At 72.7% G+C, this 21,233-nt stretch carries 19 protein-coding genes; 9 read left to right on the top strand and 10 right to left on the bottom strand.

Annotated elements, in window-relative coordinates; genetic code table 11:
* Positions 1–21 precede the first annotated feature (21 nt).
* Complete coding sequence (locus tag OG410_RS07920) at positions 22–1,302, bottom strand: cation diffusion facilitator family transporter (RefSeq protein ID WP_329298480.1); 1,281 nt, start codon at positions 1,300–1,302, stop codon at positions 22–24.
* 61 nt (positions 1,303–1,363) lie between these two features.
* Between OG410_RS07920 and OG410_RS07915 the strand changes: the two genes are divergently transcribed.
* Entirely contained in the window at positions 1,364–1,723 is a 360-nt protein-coding gene (locus OG410_RS07915) for an ArsR/SmtB family transcription factor (RefSeq protein ID WP_326789076.1), read from the top strand.
* 37 nt (positions 1,724–1,760) lie between these two features.
* Here the strand turns inward: OG410_RS07915 and ppk2 are convergent, their stop codons facing one another.
* The 5 genes from ppk2 to OG410_RS07890 all read right to left on the bottom strand — a co-directional run bounded on the left by ppk2 (position 1,761) and on the right by OG410_RS07890 (position 6,864).
* The gene (gene ppk2 / locus OG410_RS07910; RefSeq protein ID WP_329298479.1) at positions 1,761–2,687 is read right to left on the bottom strand and encodes a polyphosphate kinase 2; all 927 of its coding nucleotides are present in this window, start codon (positions 2,685–2,687) and stop codon (positions 1,761–1,763) included.
* A 373-nt stretch (positions 2,688–3,060) separates the two neighbouring features.
* Positions 3,061–3,501, bottom strand: a complete 441-nt coding sequence (locus tag OG410_RS07905) for a GNAT family N-acetyltransferase (protein ID WP_329298478.1) — start codon at positions 3,499–3,501, stop codon at positions 3,061–3,063.
* Between the two features lie 97 nt (positions 3,502–3,598).
* Positions 3,599–4,006 carry a CoA-binding protein gene (locus OG410_RS07900; protein ID WP_329298477.1) on the bottom strand — a complete coding sequence of 136 codons (408 nt, stop codon included), beginning with the start codon at positions 4,004–4,006 and terminating at the stop codon, positions 3,599–3,601.
* Positions 4,007–4,028: 22 nt separating this feature from the next.
* Positions 4,029–4,910, bottom strand: a complete 882-nt coding sequence (locus OG410_RS07895) for an alpha/beta fold hydrolase (RefSeq protein ID WP_329298476.1) — start codon at positions 4,908–4,910, stop codon at positions 4,029–4,031.
* 148 nt (positions 4,911–5,058) lie between these two features.
* Entirely contained in the window at positions 5,059–6,864 is a 1,806-nt protein-coding gene (locus tag OG410_RS07890) for a TIGR03767 family metallophosphoesterase (RefSeq protein WP_329298475.1), read from the bottom strand.
* Between the two features lie 334 nt (positions 6,865–7,198).
* Here OG410_RS07890 and OG410_RS07885 point away from each other — a divergent pair, with 334 nt between their 5' ends.
* From OG410_RS07885 to OG410_RS07865, 5 genes are all read left to right on the top strand, one after another.
* Positions 7,199–7,993 carry a hypothetical protein gene (locus tag OG410_RS07885; RefSeq protein WP_329298474.1) on the top strand — a complete coding sequence of 265 codons (795 nt, stop codon included), beginning with the start codon at positions 7,199–7,201 and terminating at the stop codon, positions 7,991–7,993.
* Complete coding sequence (locus OG410_RS07880) at positions 7,990–8,532, top strand: SixA phosphatase family protein (protein ID WP_329298473.1); 543 nt, start codon at positions 7,990–7,992, stop codon at positions 8,530–8,532. The genes OG410_RS07885 and OG410_RS07880 overlap by 4 nt, the downstream gene beginning before the upstream one ends.
* Before the next feature lie 342 nt (positions 8,533–8,874).
* Positions 8,875–9,501: a YigZ family protein gene (locus OG410_RS07875; protein ID WP_329298472.1), complete on the top strand. Its 627-nt coding sequence runs from the start codon at positions 8,875–8,877 to the stop codon at positions 9,499–9,501.
* Between the two features lie 108 nt (positions 9,502–9,609).
* Positions 9,610–10,773: an exonuclease SbcCD subunit D gene (locus tag OG410_RS07870; RefSeq protein WP_329298471.1), complete on the top strand. Its 1,164-nt coding sequence runs from the start codon at positions 9,610–9,612 to the stop codon at positions 10,771–10,773.
* 55 nt (positions 10,774–10,828) lie between these two features.
* Complete coding sequence (locus OG410_RS07865) at positions 10,829–13,825, top strand: SMC family ATPase (protein ID WP_329298470.1); 2,997 nt, start codon at positions 10,829–10,831, stop codon at positions 13,823–13,825.
* 136 nt (positions 13,826–13,961) lie between these two features.
* Here the strand turns inward: OG410_RS07865 and OG410_RS07860 are convergent, their stop codons facing one another.
* Complete coding sequence (locus OG410_RS07860; protein ID WP_329298469.1) at positions 13,962–14,408, bottom strand: Lrp/AsnC family transcriptional regulator; 447 nt, start codon at positions 14,406–14,408, stop codon at positions 13,962–13,964.
* A gap of 358 nt (positions 14,409–14,766) precedes the next feature.
* Between OG410_RS07860 and OG410_RS07855 the strand changes: the two genes are divergently transcribed.
* Positions 14,767–15,210: a rhodanese-like domain-containing protein gene (locus OG410_RS07855; RefSeq protein ID WP_329304052.1), complete on the top strand. Its 444-nt coding sequence runs from the start codon at positions 14,767–14,769 to the stop codon at positions 15,208–15,210.
* A 117-nt stretch (positions 15,211–15,327) separates the two neighbouring features.
* Positions 15,328–15,843: an immunity 21 family protein gene (locus OG410_RS07850; protein ID WP_329298468.1), complete on the top strand. Its 516-nt coding sequence runs from the start codon at positions 15,328–15,330 to the stop codon at positions 15,841–15,843.
* Positions 15,844–16,005: 162 nt separating this feature from the next.
* Here OG410_RS07850 and OG410_RS07845 read toward each other — a convergent pair whose 3' ends face one another.
* Both OG410_RS07845 and OG410_RS07840 read right to left on the bottom strand, forming a co-directional pair.
* A complete protein-coding gene (locus OG410_RS07845) occupies positions 16,006–17,697 on the bottom strand; it encodes a DUF885 domain-containing protein (protein WP_329298467.1) in 1,692 nt (563 codons plus the stop codon).
* Between the two features lie 62 nt (positions 17,698–17,759).
* The gene (locus OG410_RS07840; protein ID WP_326789089.1) at positions 17,760–18,266 is read right to left on the bottom strand and encodes an Lrp/AsnC family transcriptional regulator; all 507 of its coding nucleotides are present in this window, start codon (positions 18,264–18,266) and stop codon (positions 17,760–17,762) included.
* Positions 18,267–18,326: 60 nt separating this feature from the next.
* Here OG410_RS07840 and OG410_RS07835 point away from each other — a divergent pair, with 60 nt between their 5' ends.
* Positions 18,327–19,538: a trans-sulfuration enzyme family protein gene (locus tag OG410_RS07835; RefSeq protein ID WP_443063723.1), complete on the top strand. Its 1,212-nt coding sequence runs from the start codon at positions 18,327–18,329 to the stop codon at positions 19,536–19,538.
* Positions 19,539–19,640: 102 nt separating this feature from the next.
* Here the strand turns inward: OG410_RS07835 and OG410_RS07830 are convergent, their stop codons facing one another.
* Positions 19,641–21,122, bottom strand: a complete 1,482-nt coding sequence (locus OG410_RS07830; RefSeq protein ID WP_329298465.1) for a GNAT family N-acetyltransferase — start codon at positions 21,120–21,122, stop codon at positions 19,641–19,643.
* Positions 21,123–21,233: the final 111 nt, after the last annotated feature.

The following is a 21,233-nucleotide window of genomic DNA, read 5'->3' as shown; positions in this document are numbered from 1 at the left end:
CTGCCGGAAGCCGCTGTCCGTTCACGCGGCGGCGTGATGCGCCAGCGTCCGGTGCGGGTCCGCCTCGCCGGGTGCCGGGGCCGGATCGGCGTGGACCAGGGCGGCGGTCAGCCTCGGGACGGCGTGCAGCAGAGCGTGTTCGGCGTCCACGGCGATGGCGTGGGCGTGGCGAACGGTCGCCTCGCCGTCCACCACGACCGCCACCTCGGCGCGCAGCCTGTGCCCGATCCAGCGCAGCCGCAGTTCCCCCACGTCGCGTACGCCGTCGACCCGCCGCAGTGCCTCCTCGGCCCGGTCCACCAATTCCGGCTCCACGGCGTCCATCACGCGCCGGAAGACCTCCCTGGCGGCATCGCGCAGCACCAGCAGGATCGCGGCGGTGATCGCCAGCCCCACCAGCGGGTCGGCGAGTTGCCACCCGAGTGCCGCGCCGCCCGCGCCCACCAGTACGGCGAGTGAGGTGAACCCGTCGGTACGGGCGTGGAGTCCGTCCGCGACCAGAGCGGCCGAGCCGATCTCGCGCCCGACGCGGATGCGGTACCGGGCGACCCACTCGTTGCCGGCGAAGCCGATGAGCGCGGCGAGCGCGACCGCCGGAAGGTGCCGTACGGGCTGCGGATCGAGCAGCCGGCCGACCGCCGCCCAGGCCGCGAAGGCGCCGGAGGCCGCGATCGTCAGCACGATCACGATGCCCGCCAGGTCTTCCGCCCGCCCGTAGCCGTAGGTGAAGCGCCGTGTCGCAGCGCGGCGGCCCAGAGTGAAGGCGACTCCGAGCGGCAGGGCGGTCAGCGCGTCGGCCGCGTTGTGCACGGTGTCGCCGAGCAGTGCGACCGACGCCGACAGTACGACAACGGCCGCCTGCGCCACGGCCGTTGTGCCGAGGACGGCCAGAGAGACCCACAGCGCGCGCATGCCCCGGGCCGACGCCTCCAGCGCGGAGTCGAGCTTGTCCGCCGTTTCGTGGGAGTGCGGGGTGAGGAGATGGCGCAGCCGGCTCCGGTGGCCGTGCGGGTGACTGTGGCCCCCCGGACGCGTGCGCGTGCGCGGGTGCGGCCGGCCCGGGGGGTGCGCATGGGCGTGGCCCGGGCCGTGGCCGTCCTCGTCGGCGTGAGCGTGAGCGTGCCCGTTCCCGTCCGGGTGCGGGTGGCTGTGACGGTGTGCCCGCCCGCCGGTGCCCTCGCCCCCGTGGCTGCCGCCGCCGTGACTGCCGTTGCTGTCGCCGGGGTCGCCGCCGCGACCGCCCCCGTGGTGATGGTCATGGCCGCCGTCCCCGTGATGGTCGTGGCCGTGCCGCTCGTTCACGTGCGTCCCCTTCCGTGCGCGGGAGTGGACGCGCTGGTGTCCACGAGGCCATTATGTGCGTATGAGCGCACGCATGCACCTATCACCTGCGCACGATGCGCACCCGCGCACCCCCGGCGAGGAACAGTTCGCGCTCGCGGCCGAACTTCTCGCCCTCCTCGCCGACCGCACCAGGCTCACGCTGCTGCATGCCCTGACCGGTGGCGAGGCCGATGTCACGACGCTGACCGAGAGGTGCGGAGCGGCCCGCCCGGCCGTCAGCCAGCACCTGGCCCGGCTCCGTCTCGCCGGGCTCGTGAACACGAGGAAGGAAGGGCGCCGGGTGATCTACTCGCTCGGCGACGGTCATCTGCGCCGGGTGGTCGACGAGGCGCTGAGCCTGGCCGACCACCGGCTCTCCGACCGCCCGGCGCACGACTGAGGCCGCGTCCGGCCGTGTCCGGACGGGGGCGCGGCCGTCAGCGCGTGAGCGTGCCGTCGCCCGTGACCGCGTGGCCGATCGCGGACGTGGCGTCGTCCTCGCCCTCCTCCAGCAGGTTCGCCGCCGCGCCCACGATGCTCGGGTCGGGGCTGCCGACGACCTCCTCGTCCTTGTCGGCGTAGGCGAAGCGGGCGAGGACGCTGCGCATGGCCTCGACGCGGGCCCGCTTCTTGTCGTTGCTCTTCACCACGGACCAGGGCGCCTGCGTGGTGTCCGTCTCGCGGAACATCGCGACCTTGGCCGCCGTGTATTCGTCCCAGAGGTCCAGTGAGGCCAGGTCCATGGGGCTCAGTTTCCACTGCCGTACCGGGTCGACCTGACGGATCGTGAAGCGGGTGCGCTGCTCACTCTGCGAGACCGAGAACCAGAACTTGATCAGGTCCACGCCGTCGTCGACCAGCATCCGCTCGAAGGCCGGTGCCTGACGCATGAACCGCCGGTACTCGTCGTCGGTGCAGAAGCCCATGACCCGCTCCACGCCCGCCCGGTTGTACCAGGACCGGTCGAACATCACGATCTCGCCCGCGGTCGGCAGGTGTTCCACGTACCGCTGGAAGTACCACTGCCCGCGCTCCCGCTCGGTCGGCTTCTCCAGCGCCACCACGCGGGCGCCGCGCGGGTTGAGATGCTCGGTGAACCGCTTGATCGTGCCGCCCTTGCCCGCCGCGTCGCGCCCCTCGAAGACGACGACGAGCCGTCGGCCGGTCGCCTTGATCCAGCTCTGCAGCTTCAGCAGCTCGATCTGCTGGAGCCGCTTGTGCCACTCGTACTCCTTGCGTTCCATGCGCTGCTCGTACGGGTAGTTCTCCCGCCAGGTGTTTACCGGGCTGCCGTCCGGCCGGATCAGTACGGGGTCGTCGTGGTCGGTGTAGTCCACCCGCATCCCTGTCGGCAGTTCCGTCATCCGGCCCTCCTCTTCCCGTGCTCCGATTGTCCGCCGATCACCTTGTTCGTGCCGTTTCGCCGGAACGACGGAACGGCCGAATGGATCCCGTACACCACCACGACCGCGCGGCGCCGAGGGAGCGCGCTGACGTGATGTGGTCCATTCCTCGATGGAAGCAATCGGAGGCGTACGGCGGGAGAACCGGAGACGAAGGCGACGCGAGCCGGAGTCGAGATGCCCGCACGCACGAGGGCCCACAACCCTCAACCATTGCGTGTCACACGCTGTTTGACGAGGCGTCAGGCAACGTGGCCCACGTGAAGCCGTACGGATGACGACGACCGGCGTGCCGGCTCTCGTCTCCGCGGACGGAACCCGGCTCGCCCGGGGCTCAGCCCAGTCTCAGGTCGACCCATTCGGCGGTCTCGCCGGGGAGGACGTAGCGCTCGATCTCGGTGAAACCGTGTCGCCGGGCGAAGCGCAGTCCGTCCTCGTTGGCCGCGAGGACGACGGTCTCGATCACCCGGGCCCCCGACGAGCGAGCCTGTTCCAGGCCGCGTGTGTACAGCTGCTCGCCGAGACCCCGCCCGCGGTGCTCGGCCAGCACCCGCGCGATCACGGTCGCCGTCGCGCTGTCGCCGGTGGGCGGACGCACGGTCGTACAGCCCACAAGGACGTCGCCGAGGTAGGCGACCTCCAGGCGGTAGCGCCGGACGCGCTCGCGCACCTCGGCGAGCGACATCGAGGCGGGCGGGACGATCGTGTTGTGGACGTGCTGCCAGTCCGCGAGGCGGGCCTCGTCGTCCGGCGATTCGATACGAAGAATGGGCACCGGAGCAGGAAACCGGTGCGGGCCGCCCCCCGTCAACAGCGTCGGCCCCAGCCGTCGGCGGGACCCGCCGGAAGCGGGGCCGCCCCGCCCCGTCGCGTCAGCCCAGTCGCGGAATCTCGATGGCCGGGCAGCGGTCCATCACCATGTCGAGTCCGGCGGCACGCGTCCGCGCGTACGCGGCCTCGTCGATCACGTCGAGCTGGAACCAGACGGCCTTGGCGCCGATGGCGACCGCCTCGTCCGCGACCGGCCCGGCGAGGTGACTGTTCACGAAGACGTCGACGACATCGACCTCGAAGGGGATGTCCGCGAGAGAGGCGTATCCCTGCTCCCCGTGGACGGTCTCGGCCTTCGGGTGCACGGGCACGATCCGCTTGCCGTAGCGCTGGAGGACGTCGGCGACGCCGTGGGCCGCGCGGCGCTGGTTCGACGAGAGCCCGACGATCGCCCAGGTGTCGCCCTGCTCGGTCAGGATCCTGCGGATCGTCTCTGAGTCGCCGTACACGCTCGGCCTCCGGGGGTATCGGTCAGTGTCTGCCGTTCTCGTCAACGGTGAGCGGAGCGCGATGATTCCGCCCGCCGTCCGCTCGCAGATGGTCGAGCAGCAGTCGGTTCAGTGTCTCGGGTGCCTCTTCCGGGATCCAGTGGCTGGGGCCGGGGAGGACCTCGAACCGGTACGGCGCGTCGACCCAACGCCCGGTCTCCTGTGCGGGGCCCGGGCCGAACGCGGTGTCCTCCGTGCTCCAGACGTACAGCGTGGGCACCTCGACGGAGCCGATCTCGCCGTCGGGGCGGCCCGACCGGTACCAGTTCAGTGCCGCGGTGAGGGCGCCCGGCCGGGACAGGTGGCGAACGTAGGCGTCGGCACTGGCCTGCGGGACCTTTCCCGCGTAGAGCGCCCGAAGGAGCGCCGCGTCGTCGGCCAGCAGGCGATTCTCGGTCGCGGGCGCCTCGCGCCAGTCCTTCATGTACTGGGACCGTGCGCGCTGGTCGTCGTCCGAGCGCAGAGCCTCGGCGAGGGCGCCCGGGTGCGGGGTGGAGACGACCGTCAGGGTGCGTACGCGGTCCGGATGGCCGGCGGCGGTCCACCAGGCCACCGCGCCGCCCCAGTCGTGACCGACCAGGTCGAACGTCGGCCAGCCCAGCTCCTCGGTGATCGCGACGACGTCCGCGACCAGGACGCCGATGCGATAGTCCTCGGCCCGTTCCGGGCGGACCCCGGGGGAGTAGCCGCGCTGGTCCGGCGCCACGACGCGGCAGCCCTCGGCGGCCAGCGCCGCGATCTGCCGCCGCCAGGCCAGACCCGTCTGCGGGAAGCCGTGCAGCAGCAGTACCGGGCGACCGTCGTGCGGACCCGCCGCGACGGCGTCGAACACACCGGCGGCGGTGGAGATGTGAATGCCGTTCACGACCCACTCCTTCATACCGACTGGTCGGTCAGCCTCCCGGTGGCGGAAGCGGATTGTCAAGGCTGCGCCCTGTGCCCGCTCCGGCGCGGTGTCGAGCCTGGTGGCTGCCGATCCTCGGTGCTCCGCGACCGCGGAGACGCGGTGCGCGTCACGCGGTGACTTTCAGCAGCTCGGCGTTGCGGTCGCCCGGGCCGCCCGCCCATCCCTCCTGGACACCGGCCCGCATGCCCTCGGCGAGCCCGGGAGCGTTGTAGGCCAGTTCCCGGTACAGCGAGGCGAGACCGGTCGCCGACAGGTCGGAGAAGTCGGCGGAGGTGCGGTGCGGGGCTGCGGACTCGACGAGGGTGGTGAACAGGGACACCGTCCCGTCCCCGTTGTCGGCGAGTTCGAGCAGCCGGGCGTGGTGCGGATAGTCCACGTGGGAGGCGGTGTTGACCTCCCAGAAGGAGCGGTCCGGGGCCGGGTGCGCGTGCGGGGTGACGCGGTTGACGTGGCTGTGGCCGTTGATCCAGGCCACCACGTTCGGGAAGCGGGAGAGCAGGGCGATGACCTCGGTGCCGTCGTGACGTGGCTCGTCGGTGCGGGCGGCGTCGGGGCGGCGGGTCATGCTCGGACTGTGGTGGTGGCTGAACACCAGGACGTGGGCGTCGTCGGCGCCGGGACGGCGGACGAGCCGGCCCTCGGTGTCGTAGGACCGCGAACTGTGCGCGGTCAGGGTCCGCTCCAGCCGGCGGAGCTGGTCGGTGCCGAGTGAGCCCTCGTAGTGGCCGCTGCGGTACGTCGTGTCGATGCTGACGCCGACGACGTTCTCGGCGATCCGGAAGGAGTAGTACAGGCGGTCCCCGTCCAGATGGTCCGGCGTGTAGCCGTGCCCGACCGGTCCCGCACCCGTGTACGCGGGGTCGAGATGGGCGGTCAGGTAGTCGTGCGGGGTGCACAGCCGGCGGCGCTCGTCGGGGGTCACCTGCCGTGCCTCTGCCGCGTGCCGGCGCAGGATGGCGGTGAGGACCGCGCTCTTGGGATCGTCGCCGGTCCGCAGCGCGTTCGCGTAGGCGGCCGCCTCCGCGTCCGGTACCGAGAGGAGCTTGCGGGAGCCGACGGCGATGTCGCCGAGCGCGGGGGAGAGACAGCCGCCCGGCAGGGCGTCGTGGTTGCCGGCCGTGGAGTACCAGGGGATCCGCAGCCCCGGGCTGGTCACCGGCCGGGTCGCGGCGGCGAGGAGGCCGGGGATCAGCGGCAGCCCGCGCCGCTTGTCCAGATCGCGTACGGTCGCGTCGCCGGGGTGCCAGAAGAGGGGCAGTCCGGAGTCCTGGACGCCTTCGTACGCGGTCGGGTCACCCGTGTTCGGCGTGATCCGGCCGCCGCTCATGAGCGTGAGGAACCACTCCAGCTCGATCGCCGCGTTGTTGTCGAGGTTGTCGCCGGTCGTCATCACGAACGCGGGCGGCAGCCCGGTGTGCGGGCCCGCCCGGAGCGCGTTGACCTGTTCCACCAGCGACACCGCGCCCGCGACGGTCAGTGTTTCCTGCGGCCGCCACGCGGTCGCCGACCGCGCCCGCAGGAACTCGGTGCGCAGCGGGTTCTGCACGTCGGCGAGATGCAGATCGGTGAACTGGACGAAGCAGGCGAGCGGGGTGCGCCGGTCCTCGCGCCCGGTGCGGGCCGCGGCCAGTTCCTCGCGTACGACGGTCGGCCAGCCGGGGCCGGAGACCAGCCGCCGGTAGGCGCCGGGGCGGGAGGGGCCGCCGAGACGGGCGGTCGTCTCCAGGGTGGTGGACGCGGTGCGGGTCGCATCCGTGCGTACGGCCCTGGCGGGCCGCCGTTCGGACGCGTGATGCCGTTGGCGGGGCAGCAGGGCCCCCGCGGTGCCCGTCAGGCCCGCCGCCACGGCGGCGCCCGAGGCGAGCAGAAGACCACGACGGCCGATGACGGACGTGGGTTCGGTCCCGGTCATGGGGCAGCCCTCCGGTGCCTCCGAGCGACTCACTGAGCGGAACCACTCATTCAGGCCTCGGTGGCCCAGCGTGTGGCGCGGCCGTGAACGCCGCGTGATGGCTTGCGGAAGCCGGTGGGCCCCGGTGCACGGCGGGCCGGCGTCCGCGGACGCTCATCCGCCGACCTTCATCCGCCGATGCTCATCCGCCGGGCCTCACCTGCCGGGCCTCACCTGCCGGGCGCGTGCGCCCGGAGACTCCGAAAGGCGCGCGGACATCCTGAAGTGCGGGGCGCATGTCCGGAACGGCCCCCACCTCCCCGCGCCCGGCCGTACCTCCGCCTAGGCTCACCTCGTGCTCCGTATCCTCGACGCCCGCACGGGCGAACCCATCGACGCAGCCCTCGCCCGCCGCGGTCTGGTCCGCGTCCACGCGCACCTGCCCGGGTTCGACCTCACCGGTCTACGGGTGCTCCTGGTCGCCGATGTCCTGGTACGCGCCCTGGAGATCGGCGGCAACCCCGTCTGGGCGACGCTGACTTCGGCGCCCGAAGGGGCAGCCACCCGGGACGCGGGACATCCCGCGGACCCGTCCGACGCACCGGACCCGGCAGGCCCCTGGGGCGAGGCCGGACTTCGGGCGCGCGCCGCCGAACTGGGAATCCGGCCGTTCGAGGAGCACCGCGAGACGGAGCCGGGACCGGCGGCGACGCGGACCGTGCGCGTCCTCGCTCCGGGAGCCGCGGGGACGGACGGGCCGCGCGTCGAGGTGGCGGCCGTCGACACCGGGAGCGGTGCCGCGCCCCTTCCCGGGGATCCCACCGTGCTGCGGCTGGCTCTGCTCGCGCGGCGCCGGGACCTGCCCCTGCGCCTCGACGCGGAGGCCCTGGCAGAGGCGGAGAGCACGCTCAAGCGCTGGCGCTCCGCCGTCGCCGGATGGGCCACCCGTCCCTCCAAGCCGGTCCCCGAGGACGTACGCCTGCGGTTGCGCGCCGCTTGGGAGGACGATCTGGACGTCCTCGCCGTGCTGGACGTGCTGCGCTGGGTCGAGACGTCGGACGTGACGGAGGGCGCCCGCTTCGAGACGTACGCCTACGCCGACCGGCTGCTCGGTCTCGAACTCACCCGCGAGATCGGAGCGTCGCTGTGAAAACGCGCGCCGCCGCCGGCCCGAGGCGAAGACTGGTCGTCCTGCGGCACGCCAAGTCCGCCTGGCCCGACGGAGTGCCCGACCACGAACGGCCGCTCGCGGCGCGCGGCCGTCGAGACGCACCCGCCGCCGGACGCGCCATGGCGGGAGCCGATCTGCTGCCGGACCTCGCGCTGTGCTCGACCGCCGTACGCGCCCGGGAGACCTGGGAGTTGGCGGCCGAACAGTGGGGTACTCCGCCGCCCGTACGGTTCGATGAGCGGTTGTACGGGGCGGACATACCGGAGTTGCTGCAAGCCGTGAGCGAAGTCCCGGAACATGTACGGACCTTGCTGCTCGTCGGGCACAACCCGGGCCTTGAGGAGCTGGTTCTCGAACTGGCGGGGGACGGCTTCGACGACACGCTGGACCATGTCCGGACGAAGTTCCCGACCTCCGCCGTCGCGGTCCTGGTCTGGCACGGCAGCGCCTGGCACCAACTCGGTCCCGGCGAGGCGCTGTTGACGGACGTCGTCGTGCCGAGGGGCAAGAAGGAGTGAATCTCGGCCGACGTGCGCCCGGGGCCGACGGGCAGGGCCGGCCGTCACCCGGCGCGGTACCTCGCGTGTGACAGCGCGCCCGCGCGGCCACCCGGGACGAGGGTGCGCACCGGTGGCCGAGCGGGGAGACGACGTGACCGCGCCGCTCGCCCGGACGAGCTCGCTTCGTCCGCCGTTTCCCGTCCACCATCCGCCACGCACGCGCGCCCGCGGGACGCGGACGAGCTCGCGCCGTCCGCCGTTCGTCGGCCACGCGCGTGTGCGGTGCCTGATCGTGGGTTCGGGTGTCGGCCGGGGGCCGGTCCGTCGGCCGCGTGCGCTTGCAGCGCATACGCTGGCGTGATGCAGGACGAGTACCGCACAGTGGCCCACGCGGGCGTGCACGAGACCGAGGTCAGCCGCTCCCGATTCCTGTGCGCCCTCGCCCCGGCCGCCACCGAGCGGGAGGCCCAGGACTTCGTCGCGGCCGTCAGGAAGGAACACGCGGACGCCACGCACAACTGCTTCGCGTACGTCATCGGAGCCGACGGCGCCGTGCAGAAGGCGAGCGACGACGGCGAACCGGGCGGCACCGCGGGCGTCCCCATGCTCCAGATGCTGCTGCGCCGAGACATGCGGTACGTCGTCGCCGTCGTCACCCGCTACTACGGCGGGGTCAAGCTGGGCGCCGGCGGGCTGATCAGGGCGTACGGCGGCTCGGTGGGCGAGGCGCTGGACGCGGTGGGCACGATCACCCGGCGGCGCTTCCGGCTGGCCACGGTCACCGTCGACCACCAGCGGGCCGGCAAGGTGCAGAACGATCTGCGGTCGACCGGCCGCGAGGTACGTGATGTGCGTTACGGCGAGGCCGTCACCATCGAGATCGGGCTGCCGGACGCCGATGTGGAGTCCTTCCGGGCCTGGTTGGCCGACGTGACCGCGGGGACGGCCGGCTTCGAGCTGGGTGGGGAGGCCTACGGGGACGCGTGACAATCCGGGCGAACCGGGATTGATCGCTGTGTTCCGGGGTGGTCGGGGTGGGCCGATACGGGAGTAACCGCCCGTGATGTCAGACCCGGCCGTTACCCTTCGGGGATCATGAGGCTCCTGCACACTTCCGACTGGCATCTGGGCCGGGCGTTCCACCGGGTGAACATGCTCGAGGCCCAGTCCCGCTTCATCGGCCATCTCGTCACGACCGCGCGCGAGCGCGAGGTCGACGCGGTGGTCGTCTCGGGAGACGTGTACGACCGTGCCGTGCCGTCCCTGGCCGCGGTCCAGCTCTTCGACGACGCCCTGCACCGCCTGGCCGACCTCGGCGTGCCCACCGTGATGATCTCCGGGAACCACGACTCGGCGCGTCGGCTCGGCGTCGGCGCCGGACTCATCGGGCGCGCGGGCGTTCATCTGCGCACCGACCCCGCGGGCTGCGGGGCACCGGTGGTGCTGGCCGACGCCCACGGCGATGTCGCCTTCTACGGCCTGCCCTATCTCGAACCCGCCCTGGTGAAGGACGAGTTCGGGGTGGAGAAGGCCGGTCACGAGACCGTGCTGGCCGCCGCCATGGACCGGGTGCGCGCCGACCTCGCCGGCCGTGCGTCGGGCACCCGCTCCGTCGTCCTCGCCCATGCCTTCGTCACCGGCGGTGAGGTGAGCGACAGCGAGCGGGACATCACCGTCGGCGGCGTCGCCTCCGTGCCCGCCGGAGTCTTCGACGGAGTCGACTACACCGCCCTCGGGCACCTGCACGGCAGCCAGGTCATCGCCGAGCGCGTGCGCTACTCGGGATCCCCGCTGCCGTACTCCTTCTCGGAGGCCGACCACCGCAAGAGCATGTGGCTCGTGGATCTCGGCCCCGACGGCTCCCTGGCCGCCGAGCGGATCGACTGCCCGGTGCCCCGCCCGCTCGCCCGCCTGCGCGGGCACCTGGAGGACCTGCTCGCCGACCCGGCGCTCGACGGTCACACAGGCTCCTGGGTCGAGGCGACCCTCACCGACCCGGTGCGGCCCTCCGACCCCATGGCGCGGCTGGCCGGGCGCTTCCCCCACACGCTCAGCCTCGTCTTCGACCCGGAACGCTCCCCGCAGGCGCCGGGCGTCTCGTACGCCCGCCGGATCGCGGGCCGCAGCGAGGAACAGATCGCCGAGGACTTCGTGGCCCATGTCCGCGGCGTGGGTCCCGACGCCCGGGAACAGGCCGTGCTCCAGGACGCGTTCGACGCCGTCCGGGCCGACGAGACCGTACGGGAGAGCGCCCGGTGACAACACGTCCGCCGCACACCCAGGGGGCCACCCGCCCGGAGACCGAGGGAACCCGATGAGGCTGCACCGCCTGGACATCACCGCCTTCGGCCCGTTCGGCGCTGCCCAGCGGGTCGACTTCGACGAGCTGTCCGCCGCCGGGCTCTTCCTGCTGCACGGACCGACGGGCGCGGGCAAGACCTCCGTCCTCGACGCCGTCTGCTACGCGCTGTACGGAGCGGTTCCCGGCGCCCGGCAGAGCGGTCAGGGCCTCGGACTGCGCAGCGACCACGCGACACCCGACGTCCGCACCGAGATCCGCCTGGAACTCAGCGTCGCCGGACGCCGGCTCGAAGTCACCCGGCAGCCGCCCTGGGAGCGCCCGAAATTGCGCGGCAAGGGCATGACGACCGACAAGGCCCAGACCTGGCTGCGCGAATACGACTCGGCGGCCAGCTCCTGGAAGGACCTCAGCCGATCCCACCAGGAGATCGGCGAGGAGATCACGCAACTGCTCGGAATGAGCCGCGAACAGTTCTGCCAGGTCGTGCTGCTGCCCCAGGGAGACTTCGCGCGCTTCCTGCGGGCCGACGCCGAGGCCCGCGGCAAACTGCTCGGCAGGCTCTTCGACACCCACCGCTTCGCCGAGGTCGAAAAGCGCCTCGCCGAGCGGCGGCGCGCCGCCGAGGCCGAAGTGCGGTCCGGGGACACCGCGTTGCTGGCCGACGCGCACCGGATGCAGCAGGCGGCCGGACACATCGTCGAGGAGCCGCTGCCCGACCTCGCGCCCGGCGATCCGGGCCTCGCCGGCTCGGTGCTCGCCTGGGCCGCGGTGGCCCGCAGCACGGCTCGCGAGGTGCTGACCGTCGCCGACTGCGCCCGCGACGCCGCGGAATCGGCGCAGGCCGCGGCCGACCGCGCGCTCGACGACGTACGCGAAGTCGACCGGCTGCAGCGCCGGTTCACCGAGGCGCAGGAACGGGCCGCACGGCTGGAGCAGCGCGCCGACGCCCACCGGGACGCCCGTACGCGCATGGAGCGAGCCCGCAAGGCCGAGACCGTGGCTCCCGCACTCGAACTGCGCGACGCCGCCGAAGCCGAGCACCGGCGCGCGGCCACCGAGGAGACCCGCACGCGAGCCGCCCTGCCGGAGACGTACGCCGGTGCCGGAGCGCCCGGTCTCGCGGCCGCCGCGCGCAAGGCAGCCGAGGAACTGGGCGGCCTGGAATCGGCACGCCGCGCCGAACGACGCCTCGGTGAACTCGGCACGGAACGCGCCTCCTTGGACCGTCAGGAACGCGCCGACGAGGACGTCCTCCAGGACGCCGAGAGCTGGCTGGCCGACTGGGAGGAGACCCGCGCGGGAGTCGAGGCGCGGGTCGACACCGCGCAGGAGGCCGCGGCGCGCGCCGAGCAGCTCGCCGTGCAGCGCGAACCGGCTTTCAAGCGGCTCGCCGCGGCCCGGCTGCGCGACGAGCTGGCCCAGGACACGGAGACCGCACACGCCCGGAGCCTGGCCGCGCGCGAGCAGGCCACCGAGGCACACGCCCACTGGCTCGACCTGAAGGAACAGCGTCTCCAGGGCATCGCCGCCGAACTCGCCGCCGGTCTGGTGGACGGAGAGTCCTGCGCCGTCTGCGGTGCCACCGAACACCCGGCGCCCGCCCGGAAGATCGCCGGCCATGTCGACCGTGAGACGGAGGAACGGGCTCTCGCCGCCCATCGAGGCGCCGACGAGAAACGAGCCGAGGCCGAGCGCCGGCTCGGCCTCGTACGCGAGGCGCTGGCCGCCGCGACCGCGGAGGCGGGCGACGCGTCGACCCGCCGACTCGAAGAACAGGCCGAGGAGCTGGAGCGGCTGCACCGCGAGGCCCGTACGGTGGCCTCCGGGCTGCATGCCGCGCGCGAGGCCCGTGAGCAGGCCGAACGGGAACACGCGCGGCGGCTGACCACCCAGCAGGAGGCAGCCCGGCGGGTCGCCGCACGGGCCTCGCACCGGGATTCCCTCGACCGTGAAAAGGCTTCGCTGGAAGGGGAGTTGGAGCAGGCGCGAGGCGCCGCGGCGAGTGTGTCCGCGCGGGCCACGCAGCTCGAGCGGCAGGTCGCGCTGCTCACCGAGGCCGCGGACGGCGTCCGGGCGGCGGAGGACATCGCGCGGCGCCTCAAGGACGCCGACGCGCGTCTCGCCGACGCTGCCTTCCGCGCCGGTTTCGAGACCCCGCAGGCCGCGGCCGCCGCGATGCTCGACGACGTGGCCCACCGTGATCTCCAACGACAGCTCGACGCCTGGCAGTCGGAGGAGTCCGCGGTGCGCGCCGTACTCGCCGAGACGGACACCGCGGCCGCGGCGCGGCGCCCTCCCGTCGACCTGCGGGCCGTCGAGCGGGCGGCCGAGTCCGCCTCCCGACGGCTGCGGGACACGGCGTCGGCGCAGGACGCCGCGGCCCGCCGCTGCACCGAGCTGAACGCGCTCTCCACCCGCGCGACCGGCGGAGCGCGCCGGCTCGCCCCGCTGCGCGAGGAGTACGAACGCGTGGCCCGCCTCGCCGGTCTGGCGGCCGGCACCTCGGCGGACAACGAACGCAGGATGCGCCTGGAGGCGTACGTCCTCGCCGCCCGTCTGGAGCAGGTCGCCGCCGCCGCCACGGTCCGCCTCCAGCGGATGTCCTCGGGGCGCTACACCCTGGTGCACTCCGACGACCGGGCGGGCCGCGGACGCAGCGGGCTCGGACTGCATGTCGTGGACGCCTGGACCGGACGGGAGCGCGACACGGCGACGCTGTCCGGAGGCGAGACCTTCTTCGCCTCCCTCGCCCTGGCGCTCGGCCTCGCCGATGTGGTCACCGACGAGGCCGGCGGGGTGCGGCTGGACACGCTCTTCATCGACGAGGGCTTCGGAAGCCTCGACGACCAGACCCTCGACGAGGTGCTCGACGTCCTCGACTCGCTGCGGGAACGCGACCGCAGCGTCGGCATCGTCAGCCACGTCGGTGACCTGCGCCGCCGCATCCACGCTCAGCTGGAGGTCGTGAAGGGGAGAACGGGGTCGGTCGTCCGGCAGCGGGGTGCGTGATCGTCGCCGGCAAGGGACTGTCCCGGCCGTCGCCGGGAACGGGCTGTACGGGCTGGCTGTACGGGCTTGTGCCGACCGTCGCCGGGAACGGGCTGTACGGGCTGTACGAGCTGTTCCGACTGTCGTCGCGGCGGTCTCAGTGACCCAGCGGCCGGCGCGGCAGCGGTGAGGAGTAGACGACGCTCGTCGTCACCGACCCGAGCGTGCCGATCTTGCCCGTCACCGTCTCCAGATGCCCCATCGACCGTGCCGCGACCTTGATGACGAAGCAGTCGTCACCGGTGACGTGGTGTGCTTCCAGGATCTCGGGTGTGACCTCGACGAGGTCGTGGAACGGCTTGTAGTTGCCGTTCGGATATCTGAGCCGGACGAAGGCCAGGATCGGCAGTCCCAGGCTCTCGGGGTCGACGACGGCCGCGTACCCCTGAATGACGCCCGCCTCCTCCAGGCGGCGCACCCGCTCGGTGACCGCGCTCGCGGACATGGAGACGGCCCGTGCCAGCTCGGCGAAGCTGGCCCGGCCCTCGCGCTGGAGGACGTCGAGGATGCGCCAGTCGGTGGCGTCCGGGGAATACGCGGTCATCCATGATGAATACCAGGGGAATCCCCGGCGGATCAACTGCACTGCCGTGGATCGTCACTTCAGGAAGGACACCGGCGGACGTAGATTTCTGGTCGGGAAGTCCCGCGGGATGCGGTGCGGAGGAAGCACCGGGGTGGCAAGGGCGGCATCGGTCCGGCGGGGCCACGTTTCAAGGAAAGGCCAGGCCATGACTACGACTGCCGAAGGCATCACGAACGGCACGGTGACCGGTTCCACGGCGACGACCGAGGCGACCGTGGGGGCCGACGCACCGCACGGCTCCACGCCGGGCACGGCCGGGGCGGACGCGGTCACCGCTTCCACGGCCGGTTCCGCGGCGGCGAACCCCGTTCTGCGGATGCCGCCGGCGTCCCCCGCCGCGGCCGCCGCCCACTTCCGCGCGAGCCTCGCGTTCCACGCGGACGTGTCCGACGTGGCAGGGGTCCTCGCGGCCGGCGGCGACCCCGGGTTCGTCGTCCTCGACTCCCGCTCCGCCGCTTCATGGGACCAGGGCCACGTTCCCGGCGCGGTCCACCTGCCCACCGCGCTCATCCCCGAGCAGGCCGAGCGGCTTCTGGACAAGTCGGTTCCGGTCATCACCTATTGCTGGGGACCCGGATGCAACGGCGCGACCCGCGCGGCCCTCGCCCTGGCCGAACTCGGCTTCCAGGTCAAGGAGATGCTCGGCGGCTTCGAGTACTGGGTGCGCGAGGGCTTCGAGTTCGAGACCTGGCAGGGCCGTGAGCGCCCCGCGGCGGACCCGTTGACGGCGCCCGTGGACGCGGAGGACTGCGGCTGCTGACCTGAGGAAGGAGGCCGAACCGGCGCTCTCGGCGCCGTGTTGCCGCCGGTGTCCGGAATCCGTTTCCCCGGACCGCCTGGCATACGGGGGCGGAGGCGTGCCGTGTAACTTCTGCGCATGCCAAGATACGCGGACCCCGGTGCGGTCCAGTGGGTGGAGTCGGGCGGCGGGCCGCTCATAGCGATTCCGGAGACGGTGCTCCCGTTCTGGGCGGGGGCCGACGGCGACGACATGTCCTGCGACTACGACCGGGCCTGTGATATCGACGGATTCGTCGGCCTCCTGCCCGTGGGCGACACCCGAGCCCTCGTCCTGGGCGACGATCCCGCCTCGACCACCTATCTTCCCGAGCACGGCGCCTTCGTCCGCTGGTGCGCCGCCGATTCCGAGGACGAACTGCTCGCCGTCGTGCCGACGGCGCTGTCGCAGGCACGGTGGGAGCGGGAAGTGGTGTGGACGGTGCCGGGCCCCGTCGTCCTCTTCGACGCCGCGTGGCCCGGCACCGCCTCCGGGCGCACGGATCACCTCAGGGTGGCGCTCGAACCGGGCCGGTACGGGGTCCGCGCGGCGCGCGTCGAACCGGGACCCGAGACGTGGGTGGGCCTCGTACAACTGCGTCGGTTGACGCCCTGAGGCCTTGAGTCCTTGCCTGACACTCTGGCCCTCTGAGGTCCTGAGGTCCTGACGCGGGGACGCTTCGGGCATCGGAGGCGTCCCCGCGCGGGGGCGTGCTGATGTCGGGGCACCATGGTGATGCGCGCGCGGCGGCCGGGATCCGGCCGCCGCGCGGTGCCGTCAGAGCCTGGAGAGCTCGTCCACCAGGTCGTCCAGGCCCAGCGAACCCTGGGACAGGGCGGCCATGTGCCAGGCCTTGGCGTCGAACGCGTCACCGTGGCGCTTCCTCGCGTTCTCACGGCCGAGGAGCCAGGCGCGCTCGCCGAGCTTGTAGCCGATGGCCTGGCCGGGCATCGTGAGATAGCGGGTCAGTTCGCTCTCCACGAAGTCGGCCGGCCGGCTGCTGTGCGCGCCGAAGAACTCCTGCGCCAGCTCCGGGGTCCACCGCTCACCCGGGTGGAAGGGCGAGTCGGCCGGGATCTCCAGCTCCAGGTGCATGCCGATGTCGACGATGACCCGGGCGGCACGCATCATCTGCGCGTCGAGGTAGCCGAGCCGCTGTTCCGCATCGGTGAGGAAGCCGAGCTCGTCCATCAGCCGCTCCGCGTACAGCGCCCAGCCCTCGCAGTTGGCGCTGACCTGGCCGACGGTCGCCTGGTAGCGGGACAGGTCGTCGACGACGTACGCCCACTGCGCGAGCTGGAGGTGATGGCCGGGCACGCCCTCGTGGTACCAGGTCGAGACGAGATCGTAGACGGGGAAGCGGGTCTGTCCCATCGTGGGCAGCCAGGTGCGGCCGGGCCGCGAGAAGTCCTGCGACGGGGCGGTGTAGTACGGGGCCGCCGCACCGCCGGGCGGGGCGATGCGGGACTCCACCTTCCGTACCGGCTCGGCGAGTTCGAAGTGCGTGCCGTCCAAGGCCGCGATCGCCTCGTCCATCAGCCCCTGGAGCCACCGCTGCACCTCCTCGACGCCCTCGATGTGACGGCCGTGCTCGTCCAGGTGCGCGAGGGCCACCCAGGGGGTCGCCGCTCCGGGGAGGATCTTCTCGGCCTCGGTCCTCATCTCGGCCAGCAGACGGTGGTACTCGGCCCAGCCGTACACGTACGCCTCGTCGAGGTCGAGATCCGTGCCGTTGAAGTAGCGCGCCAGCCGCGCGTACCGCTCGTGGCCCACGGTGTCCGGAGCACCCTCGATCGTGGGCGCGTACACGTCACGCATCCAGTCCCGCAGGGCGATCACGGCCTCCGTCGCGGTACGCGCCGCCGCGTCCAGCTCCTCGCGCGCGGAGCCGGGGCCCGCCGAGACGAAGTCCTCGAACCAGCCGCGGCCCTCTCCGTCCGTGTCCGACCACTCCGTGAGCTGTTCGACGAACGTCGCGGTCGGACGCGGCCCCGCGTACAGCTTGCGGTCGAGCCCGAGCGCGAGGGACTCCCGGTAGCCGGCGAGCGCGGCCGGTACCGCACGCAGCCGCTCGGCGACCGTGGCCCAGTCCTCGTCGGTCTCGGTCGGCGTCAGGGTGAAGACCTGCCGCACGGAGTGCACCGGTGTGTGCAGGTTGCCCACCGCCCGCAGGCCCTCGCCGGCCTCGTGGACCGCGAGCGCGGCGGTGAGCCGCTCACGCAGCAGCCGGGCACAACGGCGCTCGATGTCACGTTCCGCGTCCGGCAGCCGCTCCGCCTCGTCCAGCCGCGCGAGGGTCGCCCGCGCCAGCTCGGCGACGGCCTCCTGACCGGCGGGCGAGGTGTCGGGCAGCCTGCTGTGACTCTCCTTCACGCCGAGGTAGGTACCGAGAACCGGGTCGAGGGCGATGAGCTCGTCGACGTACGCGTCGGCGACCTCACGGGGCAGCGGCTTCTTCGTCTCTGACATGCGCACATCCTCGTACGAGCAGCCGCGCCGCGTCAGCCCGCCCAACCGGGCTTTTCACCGCATCAGCCGGATTTGGCCGGGGACGACGGGCCCGGCGCGGCGGGCGGCAGCAAGGGGCCGCAGTCCCACTGCTGGAATATCAACCGCGTCTCGACCCGCGCCACCTCACGCTGCGAGGTGAACTCGTCGAGCACCAGTCGCTGCAGATCCGCCATGTCCGCGACCGCGACATGCACGAGGTAGTCGTCGGGGCCGGTCAGATGGAAGACGGTCCGCGACTCCGGCAGTACCCGGATGCGGTCGACGAAAGGTCCCACCAGTTCCCGGCGGTGCGGCCGGACCTGCACGGACAGCAGCGCCTCCAGACCCCGTCCGAGCTTCGCCGGGTCCAGTCGCAGCTGATGGCCGAGAATCACTCCCGCCCGGCGCAGTCGGGTCACCCGGTCGAGGCAGGTCGACGGCGCGACGCCGACCTGAGCCGCGAGATCCCGGTAGGTCGTCCGTGCGTCGTTCTGCAACAGCCGCAACAGATGAAGATCGACCGGATCGAGTACGACGGAATCAGCCATGGCGCGAACGTAACACGGGATGCGGCGCCGAAACCCCGCCCGGTGTTCAGGCTTCGGCGCATGGACTCCGTTGTGTACGACACGCAGGGCGCGCAGGGCGCGCACGACGACCTGAGCGGAAGCGGCCAGGTCATCACGGCTCCGACCCGGGCACTCGCCACGGAAGCCGTGCACGCCGGCCGGGAGGACCTGGCCGCCCTCGGGCTGCACGCGGCCCCGATCGACCTGTCCACCACCTACCCCTCGTACGACAGCCGCGGCGAGGCCGCCCGGATCGACGCCTTCGCGGCCGACGGCGCCGAACCCGAGGGACCGCCGGTCTACGCCCGCCTCGGCAATCCGACCGTGGCCCGCTTCGAGACCGCCCTCGCGCGCCTCGAAGGCACCGAGAGCGCGGTCGCCTTCGCGAGCGGTATGGCCGCGCTGAGCGCCGTCCTCCTCGTACGCAACGCGATGGGCCTGCGCCATGTCGTCGCCGTACGTCCGCTGTACGGCTGCAGCGACCACCTCCTGACCGCCGGGCTGCTCGGCAGCGAGGTCACCTGGGTCGACCCGGCCGGGATCGCCGACGCGCTGCGGCCCGACACGGGCCTCGTGATGGTCGAGTCCCCGGCCAACCCGACGCTCGCCGAACTCGACCTGCGTGCCGTGGCCCACTCCTGCGGGTCCGTCCCGCTCCTCGCCGACAACACCTTCGCCACCCCCGTGCTGCAACGCCCCGCCGAGCACGGCGCGCGACTGGTCCTGCACAGCGCCACCAAGTACCTGGGCGGACACGGGGACGTCATGGCCGGAGTGGTCGCGTGCGACGAGGACTTCGCCCGCAAGCTGCGTCAGGTGCGGTTCGCGACGGGCGGCGTCCTGCATCCGCTGGCCGGCTACCTGCTGCTGCGCGGCCTGTCGACCCTGCCCGTCCGGGTCCGGGCCGCCTCCTCGAACGCCGCGGAACTCGCCCGCCGGCTCGCCGACGATCCCCGCGTCGCCCGCGTCCACTACCCGCGGATCGGCGGGGCGATGATCGCCTTCGAGGTGCACGGCGACCCGCACGACGTCATCGCCGGGGTCCGGCTGATCACCCCCGCCGTGAGCCTCGGCAGCGTGGACAGCCTCATCCAGCACCCGGCGTCCATAAGCCACCGCATCGTCCCCACGGCGGACCGCCAGGACGCGGGCGTCAGCGACCGCCTGCTGCGCCTGTCGGTGGGCCTGGAGGACGTGGACGACCTGTGGTCCGACCTGGACACCGCACTGGGGTTCCACGGCGGGGAGTGAGGGGGCGAGCGCCCGGGGTGCGGGGCGTGCGCCCGGTGGTGCCGGGCGCACACCGCGCAGTGGGTGTGGGTGTGGGTGTGGGTGTGGACCGGGGCTTTCGGGCTAGGCCCGCCCCGTCCCCCTGCTCCCCTGGCCGATCTCCTTCCCCGTCCCGTGCGGAGTGTGGCTGTGACCGTGGTGCCGGTCGTACGGCTGCGGCGATGTCACCGGTGTCGTGTCCAGGCGGGCGGTGATGACCAGGGTGCCCTCCTCGATCTGGTAGTCGAGCGGGAGGCCGAGGCCGCGCATGGCGGCGACCATGCCGGTGTTCGACGCCTGCGTGACGGCGTACACGCTCGCGCAGCCCGCCTCGACGGCCATCGCCACCAGGCGGCCGAGCAGTTCGACGCCGATTCCCCGCCGCTGCCAGTCGTCCTCGACGAGCAGGGCGACCTCCGTCTCGTCGCCGTCCCAGAGGAGATGACCGAGTCCGACGATCCTGCCGGACGCCGTCCGGACGGCGAGCGTGCGCCCGAAACTGGGGCTGAGCAGGTGGTTGAGGTAGCGGTCCGCGTCCCCGACGGGGCCGTGGTACCGCATGCTCAACGTGCGCGGCGAGCAGCGCTCGTGCATCTCCTTGGCGGCCTCGACGTCGGAGACGTCCGCGCGCTGCACCGTGATCGCGTTGCCCTCGGGCAGCGTCAGCATGTCCTGCCCGCGCGGAACGCGGGGGCCGAGCCGCGCGTCCAGTTCGACCAGCGCCCGCGCCCGGGCGAACTCGGTCGGTGTGAACGGCAGATACGGCCGCTCCACCGTGATCACTCCGCCCTCCGGCGCGCGCAGCCGCATCACCGTGTCCTCAAGGGCCCCCTCCACGGGAGCCCCCTGTGTCGCCCGGCCGGAGACGGGAGAGGTGGCGGGCAGTGAACGGATCGTGCACCGGCCGAGCAACTGCCTCAGCGCGAGCGGCAGTTCGGAGGCGTCGAGGGCGGTACGGGTGGCCAGACCGAGCACCCGGGTCGGCGCGTCCACCAGGTCGTGGGCGTCGGCCCGCTCGATCCACGTCGAGGTGCCGCCTGCCTGCGCCACGCTGCGGGTGATCTCGGAGGTGGCCAGCTCGGCGGGCGCGCGCAGCAGGAACTCGTCGACCGTTCCGTCCGCCAGCGGGTGCGTCTGGAGGCTCAGGATGTCGACCTGGCGCTGTGCGAGCGCCGTGCACAGCGCGGCGAGCGAACCCGGCGCGTCCTGGACCGTCGTACGCATCCGCAGCAGCACGGTCGCCTCTACGGCGGGCAGTGGCGCGGAGGCAGCCGCGTCCTCCCCGGAAAGCGCGCCCGTTCGCCCCTCCGAGGGCGGCCGGGCGCCGGGATCGCTCGTCGGCGGGGCATGACCGTGGCGGCGTGCCCACCATGTGTGGAATCCGGCCGTGGCGGCCAGGAGCACCGCCGATATCACCAGCAGCGCGGGGCCGTCGGGCCCGTGCCCGATCAGATTGGCCACACCGTCCGCGACCGCCACGGCCGTGAACAGCGCGGCGAGTTCGACGAGGTCCCGTCGCCAGTGGTGAACGGGCCGTCCATGCTTCGCACGCGTCACATCAGACATGTCTGGAGTCATACCTTCACTGTGAAGGAATGGTGTTGCGTGATCACGAACGGCTTGTGACTGATCGGTTAAGTGTAGTTCTGTCCTTTTTGCAGTTCTTTTTACGGGTCT

Source organism: Streptomyces sp. NBC_00659 (assembly GCF_036226925.1).
Taxonomy (GTDB): domain Bacteria; phylum Actinomycetota; class Actinomycetes; order Streptomycetales; family Streptomycetaceae; genus Streptomyces.
Note: the sequence above shows the minus strand (reverse complement) of the source record. Positions and strands in the feature narration are given on the sequence as shown.